Origin of the sequence: Ramlibacter sp., assembly GCF_035706265.1 — a bacterium.
GTDB lineage: Bacteria > Pseudomonadota > Gammaproteobacteria > Burkholderiales > Burkholderiaceae_C > Ramlibacter.
In genome coordinates this window covers 1-11,115 of record NZ_DASSVG010000102.1, presented here as the reverse complement: position 1 = coordinate 11,115, position 11,115 = coordinate 1, and the positions used below count along the sequence as shown (strand labels likewise).

Below are 11,115 nucleotides of genomic sequence, written 5' to 3'. Positions count from 1 at the left end.
GAGGAACTGGTCAAGTCGGCGAAGGTCGTCGTCAAGTAAGAAGAGGGCGCCTCCACCATGTCGCTCATCGCTTCGCTGGGCGCCCTCGAGATCGGCCTCATCTTCGGGCTGGTCGCGCTGGGCGTCTACCTCTCCTTCCGCATCATCAACTTCCCCGACCTCACGGTCGACGGCAGCTTCCCCCTCGGCGGCGCCGTGGCCGCGGCGCTGATCGTCGCGGGCTGGAACCCCTTCGCCGCGACGGCGGCGGCGGTCGTGGCCGGCGCCCTGGCGGGCTGGCTCACCGCCTGGCTCAACGTGCGCCTGCGCATCATGCAGCTGCTCGCGAGCATCCTCGTGATGATCGCGCTGTATTCGGTGAACCTGCGCATCATGGGCAAGCCCAACGTGGCGCTGATCGACGACGCGACGGTGTTCAGCCTGCTGCAGTTCGGCGACCTGCCCGAGCACTGGCTCAAGCCGCTGGTGCTGCTGGCGGTCGTGGTCGTCGCCAAGGTGCTGATCGACCTGTTCTTCGCCTCGGAGACGGGCCTGGCGATGCGCGCCACCGGCGGCAACCCGCGCATGGCCCGGGCCCAGGGCATCTCCACCGACCGCCTGACGATCGCCGGCCTGGCGCTGTCCAACGGCCTGGTGGCCCTGGCCGGCGCGCTGTTCGTGCAGTCGCAGGGCGGGGCGGACATCTCCATGGGCATCGGGACGATCGTCGTCGGCCTGGCCGCGGTGATCATCGGCGAGACCATCCTGCCGGCGCGCAGCCTGGTCGTCACCACCCTGGCCTGCGTGCTCGGCGCGGTGCTCTATCGCTTCTTCATCGCGCTGGCGCTCAACAGCGACTTCATCGGCCTGCAGGCGCAGGACCTGAACCTGGTCACCGCGGTGCTGGTCGCCCTGGCGCTGCTCGTTCCCGCTTCCAGGCGCAAGCTGGCCGGCCTGCGGCCCGGTGCGCGCGCCATCCCGTTCGCCGTGAAGGAGGCCAGGTGATGCTGCGCGCCCAAGGACTGGAAATCACCTTCAACCCCGGAACGCCGATCGAGAACCGCGTGCTGCGCGGGCTGGACCTGCACATCCCCACCGGGCAGTTCGTCACGGTCATCGGCTCGAATGGCGCCGGCAAATCGACCTTCCTGAACGCCATCAGCGGCGACCTGATGGTCGACCGCGGCAGCATCCGGATCGACGACGCGGACGTGACGCGCCGTCCCGCCTGGCAGCGGTCCGACCTCGTCGCCCGCGTGTTCCAGGATCCGATGGCGGGGACCTGCGAGGCCCTCACGATCGAGGAGAACATGGCGCTGGCCTGGAAGCGCGGTGCGCGCCGCGGCCTGGGCTTCTCGCTCACGCGCAGCCTGCGCGAATTCTTCCGCGAGCGGCTCAGCATCCTGGGCCTGAACCTGGAGAACCGGCTGGCCGACCGCATGGGCCTGCTCTCCGGCGGCCAGCGCCAGGCCGTGAGCCTGGTGATGGCCTCGCTGCAGCCCTCGCGCATCCTGCTGCTCGACGAGCACACCGCGGCGCTGGACCCGAAGACGGCGAACTTCGTGCTGGAACTCACCGCGAGGATCGTCGACGCCGGCAAGCTGACGGCCATGATGGTCACGCACAGCATGCGCCAGGCGCTGGACTACGGCACGCGCACGGTGATGCTGCACGAAGGCCGCGTGATCCTCGACGTCGAGGGCTCCGAACGCGCCGGCATGGACGTGCCGGACCTGCTGCACATGTTCGAGCAGACCCGCGGCGAGAAGCTGGATGACGACAAGCTGCTGCTCGCCAGAACGCCCCCGACCCCCGAAATTCCGAGAGACCGAGATGAAAGAACTGCTGCACCGCTTCGAGACCAAGGCCCCCGAGATCGTCTTCGAATGGAACGACGCCGAGACGCCCGCCAAAGGGTGGGTCGTGATCAACTCCCTGCGCGGCGGCGCCGCCGGCGGCGGCACGCGCATGCGCCCGGGCCTGGACCGCCGCGAGGTGGAGTCGCTGGCCAAGACCATGGAGGTCAAGTTCAGCGTGTCCGGCCCCGCCATCGGCGGCGCCAAGTCCGGCATCGACTTCGACCCGGCCGACCCGCGCAAGAACGACGTGCTGCGGCGCTGGTACAAGGCCGTGACGCCGCTGCTCAAGACCTACTACGGCACCGGCGGCGACCTCAACATCGACGAGGTGCACGAGGTGATCCCGATCACCGAGAGCTACGGCCTGTGGCACCCGCAGGAAGGCGTCGTCAACGGCCACTTCGTGCCCAGCGACAGCGAGCGCATCCAGAAGGTGGGCCAGCTGCGCATGGGCGTGGCCAAGGTCGTCGAGGACCCGCGCTTCACGCCCGATCCGTCCCGCAAGTACCTGGTGGCCGACCTGATCACCGGCTGGGGCGTGGCCGAATCGGTGCTGCACTACTATCGCCTCTATGGCGGCGCGGTCGCCGGCAAGCGCGTCGTGGTGCAGGGCTGGGGCAACGTCGGTTCGGCCGCGGCCTACTACCTGGCGCAGGCCGGTGCGCGCGTGGTGGGCATCATCGACCGCGAAGGCGGCTTGCTGCGCCCGGAGGGCTTCAGCTTCGCGGAGCTGCGGGCGCTGTTCCTGAACAAGAAGGGCAACCAGCTCGCCGCCCCAGGCATCCTGTCCTTCGAGGAGATCGATCGCCGGATCTGGAGCGCGGGCGCCGACATCTTCCTGCCTTGCGCCGGCTCGCGCCTGGTGACGCGGCCGCAGGTGGAGCAGCTGATCGCCGGCGGCCTCGAAGTCGTCTCCAGCGGCGCCAACGTGCCCTTCGCCGATGCGGAGATCTTCTATGGGCCGATCTGCGAGAACGCGGACTCGCGCATCGCGGTGATCCCGGACTTCATCGCCAACTGCGGCATGGCGCGCGCGTTCGCCTTCCTGATGGAGGGCGACGCGGAGATCTCCGACGAAGCGATCTTCGGCGACGTATCGGCCACCGTGGCCGCCGCGCTCGAGCGCTGCCACGCGCGTTCCTCGGCGACCACCGGCATTGCACGCACCGCGTTCGAGAATGCGCTGAGCCAGCTCGTGTGAGAGGGTGAGACCGGGGGGGGGCGCCGCTGCAGATTGCCGACATGTTCGGTTGCGGCACGCTTCCGCACGACCGCTGGGGGCGTGGAGGGGGTATTCTGGCAAAATGCCATAACCGCCTCAGGTCTGGCATAATGGCCCCCATAGGAGCCCCGCGTGATCACCGACTTGCCCCAGCTGGAAGACCTGCCGCGCCAGACCGCCTCGGACGTGAAGAACAAGTGGCGGGAGGTCGTGCGCGAAGTGCGCGAGGCAGGCAGCGTGGCAATCACCAACCACTCCAGCGTGGAAGTGGTGCTGGTCAATGCGGACGCCTACCGGCAACTCGCGGCGAGCGCGGCGGCGCTGAAAGAGCGCGAGGCGTCCGTCCTCGACCACTTGTCGGCGCAGTTCAACGAGCGGCTCGCAAGCCTGCAGGCGCCGGATGCCGCCGACAAGGCCGCGGCGGTCTTCCAGCGCAAGGGCAGGCTGTCCAGGCGGCCGAAGGCGGGCACCGCGTTCTAGGTGCGCCCCTTCCTCATCGTCCTGGCCGGCGTCAACGGTGCCGGCAAGAGCTCGGTCCTCAGCACGCTGCTGCTGGACGAAGGCCTGGACTGGTACAACCCCGACCGGTACGCGGCCGACCTGGTGCGCGGGCTCGGAATGGGTCTCGGCGAGGCGAATGCGCGGGCATGGCAGCACGGCAAGTCTTTGCTGGAACGCGCGATCGCCACGCGAGCCAACCACGCCTTCGAAACCACGCTGGGCGGAAACACGATCACGCGACTGCTGCGCGAGGCCTCGAAAACGCACGACCTGCTGATGCTGTATTGCGGCCTGGCCTCGCCCGAGTTGCACATCGCTCGGGTAGCGCAGCGCGTCGCCCACCGAGGCCATCCCATCCCCGAGGCGAAGATCCGCGAGCGCTGGAACACCTCGCGGTCGAACCTGGTGCAGCTGCTGCCCGTACTCTCCCGCCTGCAGGTGTTCGACAACAGCCGGTCCGTCGAAGCGGGCCAGGACGTCCCGGATCCCGCGCTCGTGATGGAGCTCGAAGCCGGGCGCGTCGTCTTCCCTGACATCGGATCGCGCCAGGCGCTCGCCGCGGTGCCGGCGTGGGCGCAACCGGTGCTCGAGGCCGCGATTCAACAACAGCGCTGAAATTGCCGGCTTCGAGGCGACCGGGCGATCAGGTCACACCCTCTGCCCGGCGCATTTGCGGGTTACGCGGGCGCCACCCGCCAGATCGCATTGCCCACGTCGTCCGCCACGATCAGCGCACCCCTGCCATCGAGCGCGACGCCCACGGGACGTCCGTAGGCCTTGCCGTCATCGGACAGGAAGCCGCCGAGGAATTCCACCGGCGGGCCCGACGGCTTGCCGCCCGCGAAGGGCACGAAGGCCACCTGGTAGCCCGCGCGGGGCTTGCGGTTCCACGAGCCGTGCTCGCCGATGAAGGCGCCGCTCGCGTAGTTGGCGGGCATGCGCGCGTCCGAGAAGGTGAGCCCCAACGGTGCCACATGCGAGCCCAGGCCGTAGTCCGGCGGGATCGCCTTCGCCACCATCTGCGGGTTCTTCGGCTTCACGCGCGCGTCGACGTGCTGGCCCCAGTAGCTCCACGGCCAGCCGTAGAAGGCGCCGTCCTTCACGGAGCTCAGGTAGTCGGGCACCAGGTCGTTGCCCAGTTCGTCGCGTTCGTTCACCACCACCCACAAGGCCTTGGTCTGCGGTTCCCAGGCCAGCGCCGTCGGGTTGCGCAGGCCCGAGGCGAAGATGCGCTTGGCGCCGGTCGCAAGGTCGATCTCCCACACCGCGGCGCGTCCCTGCTCGGAAGCCATGCCGTTGTCGCCGATGTTGCTGTTGGATCCCACCGTCGCATACAGCTTCGTGCCGTCGGGCGACGCGACGATGTTCTTGGTCCAGTGATGGTTCGCGCCCGCGGGCAGGTCCGCCACTTTCACGGGCTTGGCGGCGATGTTCGTCTCGCCGGCCTGGTAGGGCACCTTCACGATCGCGTCCGCATCGGCGATGTACAGCTGGTTTCCCACCAGCACCATGCCGAACGGAGAGAACAGGCCGGTGAGGAAGTCGGTGCGCGTTTCGGCGACGCCGTCGCCGTCCGCGTCGCGCAGCAGCACGATGCGATTCGGGCTCGGCACGCCCGCGCCGGCGCGCTTCTGCACCAGCTTCATGCCCTTGCCGCGGATGCCTTGCGCCATCTTGTCCTTCTCGCCGTTCAGCGGCGGCGGCCGGTTGCTCTCGGCCACCAGCACGTCGCCATTGGGCAGCGTGTAGACGTTGCGCGGATGCGTGAGGCCGTTCGCGAACGCCGTGACGCGGAACCCCGCCGGCGCCGTGGGCGCGGCGCCCTGCGGCCAGCCTTGGGCCGGCGCGATGTGGACGTTGGGAATGAAGCCGTCCTTCTTCGGGGCCGGCAGCTGCGGATCGGGCCCGACGCCGACGGGCACGGCCGCCTGCTGGGCGGCCAGCGCCGCGCAGAGAAGGGCGAGGCTTGCGGCAATTGGCGCTGCCGCGGCGCGGAGTGTGCGGACTTTCATGGGCCCCAGTCTCGTCCTGCCGCGGGCGGGAGCCTGTCGGACAAGCTCCCAGCGGGACGAACCGCGGCCCGTTGGCCGGCTCAGCCGCTCTAGCGCGCCGCCGCCGGAAACGCCGGCAGCTTGCCGATGTCCCGCGGGTCGTGCTGGATGATCACCGTGGCCCGCAGGTTCTTCTCGATGCCCTTGATGCGCTCGAGCGTGGCGATCGACTCCGCGCGGTCGTAGTTGAAGGCCGGCACGCCGTTGCTCTCGTAGTTCTCGTGGAAGTGGGCGGCGTCGCCGAGCAGGACCACGGGCCCTTTCTCCTTCAGCCGCACCAGCAGCGCCTGGTGGCCGGGGGTGTGGCCGGGCGCGCGCAGGATCATCACGCTGCCGTCGCCGAACACGTCCTTGTCGCCCGCCTGCGTCTCGAGCTTGCCGCCGCCGCTGATCCAGTGCGTGAAGCCGGCCACGTTGGCGCCCTGCATCGGCTTGGGCGCCGTGATCGCGGCCCACTCGCGCTCACCGATCAGCAGCGTGGCGCCGGGGAAGGAGCCGAGCTGGCCGGTATGGTCGGCGTGGAAGTGGCTAATGCCGACGAACTTCACCTGTTCCGGCCTCACCTTCAGCTGCGCGAGCTGGTCGACCAGCGTCACGGTCGGCGCGTTGGCGTTGGAGCCCGGCAGGTAACCGGTGTCCCACACCATGTAGTCGTCGCCGTGCTTGATCAGGTAGCAGCTGAACGTGAAGGGCACGCGCGGATTCGTGTACGCGAAGGTGTCGCTGAAGCGGCGCTGGTCGTTGAAGCCGTTGCCGCAATCGAGCCGCGTGAGGGTCAGCTCGGCCGGCGGCTGGGCCGCGGGCTGGGCCGCGGCGACCAGGGGGCCGAAGGCGGCCGCCAGCACCAGCGCGTAGAGAGTCCGTCGCATCTGTGTCTCCTGTGACGATGAAGGCCGGATCGGGCGCGAGTGTGCATCAAACGGCGCGCTCCCGCACCTCCTATCGCATCTGGAACATCTCCTGGTGGAAGCGGGCGGGGGGCAGGCCGTGCGCGAGGAAGTCGGCGCGCAGGCTCTGGCCGAAGGCGGCGGGGCCGCAGAACCAGAGGCTGGCATCGCGCCAGTCGGGCACGGCGGCGCGGATGCGGTCGCCGTCGAGACGGCCGTCCTGCGCGCCGGAAAGCAGGTGCAGCCGCACGCCCGCGGCCTCGGCATCGGCCGTGAGCTTGGCGATCGCCGCGGGCTCGTGCACCGAGGTCGGATGGAACAGGTCGATCGCGTTCGCGTGTCCCTGCGCGGCAAGCTGCTTCATGCGGCCGACGAAGGGCGTGATGCCGATGCCCGCGCCGACCCAGATCTGCCGCGGCAAACCATCCTCGAAGTCGAAGCAGCCGTACGGCCCTTCCACGGTGACGGGCGTGCCGACCTGCAGCGAATGGCGCAGCCTGGCCGTGTGGTCGCCCAACGCCTTGGCGATGATCGTGAGGTGCGGATCCCGTGGATTCCAGGCCGAGGCGATGGAGTACGGGTGCGCCCCCTCACGCTGGTCGGAACAGACGAATGCGAACTGGCCCGCGGCATGGCCCGGCCAGCCGGGCTCGAGGGCGATGCGCATCTCCAGCACGTCCAGGCCCGGGTAGTGCTGGAGGAACTCGATGCCGCCCTGCGTCTTGCGCCCCGCGCCGATGCGGCCGAACAGCGCCAGCAGCGCGGCCACGCTGCCCGCGGCGAGCAGCAGCGCCAGCACCCATCCGAGCGGCTGGCTCCAGTAGGCGAAGCGCACCAGCACGGCCGCATGGAAGACCAGCACCAGGTACACCGGGGCGAGCAGGGTGTGCGTCTTCGCGAACAGGTGGTAGGGAAAGCGCTTGACCAGCGCCAGCACGATCAGCACGGCGGCCGCGTAGAAGCACCATTCGCCCAGCGACTCCGCCAACCCCCGCTGCGCGCGCAGCCAGCCTTCGAGGGTGGCGGTGTCGGGCGGCGCGCCGCGCGGGCCGCGCGCCGGCCGCGTGAGCCAGCCCCAGCCCACCATCCACTTCGTGCCCTGCGCAAACCACCAGTGGACCACCGCCAGCACCAGGGCGGAGATGCCCAGCCACTTGTGCAGCCGGTACATCTTGTCCAGGCCGTCCAGCAAGGGCTCGAGCCGGCGCGGACGCAGCGCCAGCAGCAGCGCGAGGCTCATCGCCCCGATCGCGAGCACGCCGGTGTACTGGATGAAGACGTCGCGGAAGCGGAAATAGGTGAAGGGCTGCGGCGCGAAGCTGTCCGCCAGCAGCCACAAGGCGGTGAGGACGAGGAAGACGCCGGCGAGTGCAATCTTGATCCGGTTCATCGCGTCAGCGCTGTTGCAGCAGGCTGCAGAAGCGCGCCAGGTCCACGTTGCCGCCACTCAGGAGGATGCCCACGCGCTTGCCGCGCAATTCGCTCTTGCGCTGGCGGGCCGCGGCGAAGCCGAGGCAGCCGGTGGGCTCCACCACCAGCTTCATGCGCGTGGCGAGGAATTCCATGCAGTCGACCAGTTCGGCGTCGCTCGCGGTCAGGATGTCGGTGACGCCGCGCTGGATCAGCGGGAAGGTGATGTTTCCGAGGTGCTGGGTCTGGGCGCCGTCGGCGATGGTCTGCGGCGTGGCGATGTGCACGATGGCGCCGGCGCGCAGCGACTGCTGGCCGTCGTTGCCGGCCTGCGGCTCCACGCCATAGAGCTGGCAGTCGGGCGCCAGGGCCCGCGTGGCGAGCGCGCAGCCCGAAAGAAGCCCACCGCCGCCGAGCGGGGCGAAGAAGGCGTCGAGCGGCCCGATCTCCTCGAACAGTTCCTTGGCGGCGGTACCCTGGCCCGCCAGCACGTCGGCATGGTCGTAGGGCGGGACGAGCGTCAGGCCGTGCCGCTCGGCCAGCTCGCGGCCGATCTGCTCGCGGTCTTCGGTGTAGCGGTCGTAGCCCACCACCTGGCCGCCGTAGCCCCGGGTCGCCGCGACTTTCGCGGCCGGCGCGTCGTGCGGCATCACGATGGTGGCCGGGATGCCGAGCAGCCGGGCCGACAGCGCGATCGCCTGCGCGTGGTTGCCGGAGGAGAAAGCCACCACGCCGGCCTTGCGCTGCTCGGGGGTGAAGCGGGAGAGCGCGTTGAAGGCGCCGCGGAACTTGAACGCGCCCATGCGCTGCAGGTTCTCGCATTTGAAGAACACCTGGGCGCCGAACTCCTCGTCGACGGTGCGCGAGGTGAGCACGGGCGTGCGGTGGGCGTGGCCCTCGAGCCGCGCCGCGGCCGCGAGGACGTCTTCGTAAGTGGGCAGGGGTGTGGTCATTACGCCATTCTCCCTTGCTATATTGCGCTCGAGCAGCATGTCGAATTTCATCAGCGTCATCGCGCGGCGCGGCCGCGAGGAGCGCCTGGCCCAGGGGGCCGGAGGCCTCACCTTCACCACCGTGCTGTCGCTGGTGCCGTTGCTGGCCGTGAGCTTCGCGCTTTTCACCCGCATCCCGGCCTTGCGCGGCGTCGGCGAGGCGATGCGCGAATACCTGCTGCGCGGCCTGCTGCCGCCCGAGATCGTGCGCGTGGTGCTGAAGCAGCTGGCGCAGTTCACGCGCAACGCCGGCGGGCTGACGCTGGTGGGCTCGCTGTTCCTGCTGGTCTCGGCCCTGGGCCTGCTCCTGAGCATCGAGAACGCGCTCAACCGCATCTGGCAGGTGAAGAAGCCGCGGCCCCTGCTGAAGCGCTTGGGGCTGTACCTCGCCATCCTGCTGGCCGGGCCGGTGCTGCTCGGGGCCGGCCTGTGGGCGGCGTCGGCGCTGCTGCCGCGCTCGGGCCTGCTGGCGGGGACGGGGCTGCAGTCCTTGCTGGGGCTGGCGCCGATGGCGGTCGCCGCGGCCGCCTTCACCTGCCTGTTCCTCTGCGTGCCGCATGCGCCGGTGCGCTGGCGCGAAGCGATCGTGGGCGGTCTGCTGGCCGGCGCGGCCTTCGAGCTGGGCAAGCGCGGCTTCGCCCTCTACCTCGCCGGCGTGCCCACCTACCGAACGGTCTATGGTGCCTTCGCGCCGCTGCTCGCCTTCCTGGTGTGGGTGTACTACTCCTGGTTCGTGATCCTCGCGGCGGCGCTGGTGAGCGCCAGCCTGCCGGGCGGCGGCGGCCGGCCGCGGGCCCGCCGCGCCGCGCGCGCGTAATCCGGCGCGCTGCCCGCCTGCACGCACCGATAGCCCTTGCCCACACCGGGGCGGGCGCAAGTTGCGACACTCGGTCCATGCAAGCTTCCCCGTTCCGCTTCGACAACAGCTATGCGCGCGAGCTCCCGGGCGCCTACGTGCCGTGGAAGCCGGCCGAGGTGCGCTCGCCGCGGCTGTTGTTCCTCAACCGCGAACTGGCCGAAGAGCTGGGCCTGGATCCCGCCGGACTGCTGGGGGACGAGGGCGCGGCCATCTTCGCCGGCAACCTGGTGCCGGAAGGCGCCGAACCGCTGGCCCAGGCCTATGCGGGCCACCAGTTCGGCGGCTTCTCGCCCCAGCTCGGCGACGGCCGCGCGGTGCTGCTCGGCGAGGTGATCGACCGCGCCGGCCGGCGGCGCGACATCGCGTTCAAGGGCTCGGGCCGCACGCCGTTCTCGCGCGGCGGCGACGGCAAGGCGGCGGTCGGCCCCATGCTGCGCGAGGTGCTGGTGGGCGAGGCGATGCACGCGCTGGGCATCCCGACGACGCGCGCGCTCGCCGTTGCGGCCACCGGCGAACCGGTGGTGCGCGAGAAGGTCCTGCCCGGCGCGGTGCTGGCGCGCGTGGCCGCCAGCCACCTGCGCGTCGGCACCTTCGAATTCTTCGCCGCCCGCGGCGACATCGAGAAGCTGCGCCAACTGGCCGAGTACGCGCTGCGCCGCCACGACCCGGACCTCGTGGAATCGCCGGAGCAGGCGCCGGACCGCTGGCTCGCGCTGCTGGCGCGGGTCGCGCAGCGGCAGGCGGCACTGGTGGCGCAATGGATGAACGTGGGCTTCATCCACGGCGTGATGAACACCGACAACATGACGATCTCGGGCGAGACCATCGACTACGGCCCGTGCGCGTTCATGGAGGCCTACGACCCGCGCACGGTCTTCAGCTCGATCGACCGCAACGGCCGCTATGCCTACGGCAACCAGCCGGGCATCGCGCAATGGAACCTGGCCCGCTTCGCCGAGGCCCTGCTGCCGCTGGTGGTGGCCGAGGGCGGCGAGGCCGCGGCCTCCCGTGCCGTGGCGCAGGCCACCGAGGTGATCGAGGCCTTCCCTGGGCATTACCAGGCGGCGCTGCTGCGCGGCCAGCGTGCCAAGCTGGGCCTGGGCGCGGGTGACGACGCGGCCGATACCGCACTGGTCAACGACTGGCTGGACCTGCTGCAGGCGCAGGCCGTCGATTTCACGCTGGGCTGGCGTCGGCTGGCCGATGCCGCAGACGGTGACGAGGCCGCACTGCAGGCCCTGTTTGCGCAGCCCGAGCCGCTGCAGGCGTGGCTCGTGCGCTGGCGCGAGCGCTGCGCCCGCGATGCCGAGCTTGCGCCCGCCGCGCGGGCCGAGCGCATGCGGCGCGCCAATCCC

The 11,115-nt window shown here is 70.4% G+C and carries 10 protein-coding genes and 1 pseudogene; 7 read left to right on the top strand and 4 right to left on the bottom strand.

Annotated features, from left to right (window positions below):
- The first annotated feature begins 57 nt into the window (after positions 1 to 57).
- From VFM98_RS04020 to VFM98_RS04000, 5 genes and pseudogenes are all read left to right on the top strand, one after another.
- On the top strand, positions 58 to 984 hold the full coding sequence (locus tag VFM98_RS04020) for an ABC transporter permease (RefSeq protein WP_325108614.1): 927 nt from the start codon (positions 58 to 60) through the stop codon (positions 982 to 984).
- A pseudogene (locus VFM98_RS04015) lies at positions 984 to 1,772 on the top strand (ABC transporter ATP-binding protein); the annotation flags it as partial. The gene VFM98_RS04020 and the pseudogene VFM98_RS04015, both read left to right, overlap by 1 nt.
- 40 nt (positions 1,773 to 1,812) lie before the next feature.
- Positions 1,813 to 3,039, top strand: a complete 1,227-nt coding sequence (locus VFM98_RS04010; RefSeq protein ID WP_325108613.1) for a Glu/Leu/Phe/Val dehydrogenase dimerization domain-containing protein — start codon at positions 1,813 to 1,815, stop codon at positions 3,037 to 3,039.
- Positions 3,040 to 3,192: 153 nt separating this feature from the next.
- Positions 3,193 to 3,540 (top strand): type II toxin-antitoxin system prevent-host-death family antitoxin, encoded by a 348-nt coding sequence (locus VFM98_RS04005; RefSeq protein WP_325108612.1) that lies wholly within the window; start codon positions 3,193 to 3,195, stop codon positions 3,538 to 3,540.
- Positions 3,541 to 4,176 (top strand): AAA family ATPase, encoded by a 636-nt coding sequence (locus VFM98_RS04000; RefSeq protein WP_325108611.1) that lies wholly within the window; start codon positions 3,541 to 3,543, stop codon positions 4,174 to 4,176.
- A 62-nt stretch (positions 4,177 to 4,238) separates the two neighbouring features.
- Here the strand turns inward: VFM98_RS04000 and VFM98_RS03995 are convergent, their stop codons facing one another.
- The 4 genes from VFM98_RS03995 to VFM98_RS03980 form a co-directional block, all read right to left on the bottom strand.
- Positions 4,239 to 5,573, bottom strand: coding sequence for a sorbosone dehydrogenase family protein (locus VFM98_RS03995; RefSeq protein WP_325108610.1), 1,335 nt, complete (start codon positions 5,571 to 5,573; stop codon positions 4,239 to 4,241).
- An 89-nt stretch (positions 5,574 to 5,662) separates the two neighbouring features.
- Entirely contained in the window at positions 5,663 to 6,481 is an 819-nt protein-coding gene (locus VFM98_RS03990) for an N-acyl homoserine lactonase family protein (protein ID WP_325108609.1), read from the bottom strand.
- 70 nt (positions 6,482 to 6,551) lie between these two features.
- Complete coding sequence (locus VFM98_RS03985; RefSeq protein ID WP_325108608.1) at positions 6,552 to 7,889, bottom strand: ferredoxin reductase family protein; 1,338 nt, start codon at positions 7,887 to 7,889, stop codon at positions 6,552 to 6,554.
- 4 nt (positions 7,890 to 7,893) lie between these two features.
- Positions 7,894 to 8,862, bottom strand: a complete 969-nt coding sequence (locus tag VFM98_RS03980; protein WP_325108607.1) for a threo-3-hydroxy-L-aspartate ammonia-lyase — start codon at positions 8,860 to 8,862, stop codon at positions 7,894 to 7,896.
- 37 nt (positions 8,863 to 8,899) lie between these two features.
- Between VFM98_RS03980 and VFM98_RS03975 the strand changes: the two genes are divergently transcribed.
- Positions 8,900 to 9,718, top strand: coding sequence for a YihY family inner membrane protein (locus VFM98_RS03975; protein WP_325108606.1), 819 nt, complete (start codon positions 8,900 to 8,902; stop codon positions 9,716 to 9,718).
- Between the two features lie 77 nt (positions 9,719 to 9,795).
- A partial coding sequence (locus VFM98_RS03970; protein WP_325108605.1) for a protein adenylyltransferase SelO occupies positions 9,796 to 11,115 on the top strand: 1,320 nt, incomplete at its 3' end.

Excerpts from the sequence above, each read along its gene's own strand:
- VFM98_RS03985 (WP_325108608.1), bottom strand. The coding sequence starts at position 7,889 with ATGAACCGGATCAAGATTGCACTCGCCGGCGTCTTCCTCGTCCTCACC.
- VFM98_RS04020 (WP_325108614.1), top strand. The coding sequence starts at position 58 with ATGTCGCTCATCGCTTCGCTGGGCGCCCTCGAGATCGGCCTCATCTTC.
- VFM98_RS03975 (WP_325108606.1), top strand. The coding sequence starts at position 8,900 with ATGTCGAATTTCATCAGCGTCATCGCGCGGCGCGGCCGCGAGGAGCGC.
- VFM98_RS03980 (WP_325108607.1), bottom strand. The coding sequence starts at position 8,862 with ATGACCACACCCCTGCCCACTTACGAAGACGTCCTCGCGGCCGCGGCG.
- VFM98_RS03990 (WP_325108609.1), bottom strand. The coding sequence starts at position 6,481 with ATGCGACGGACTCTCTACGCGCTGGTGCTGGCGGCCGCCTTCGGCCCC.
- VFM98_RS03995 (WP_325108610.1), bottom strand. The coding sequence starts at position 5,573 with ATGAAAGTCCGCACACTCCGCGCCGCGGCAGCGCCAATTGCCGCAAGC.
- VFM98_RS04010 (WP_325108613.1), top strand. The coding sequence starts at position 1,813 with ATGAAAGAACTGCTGCACCGCTTCGAGACCAAGGCCCCCGAGATCGTC.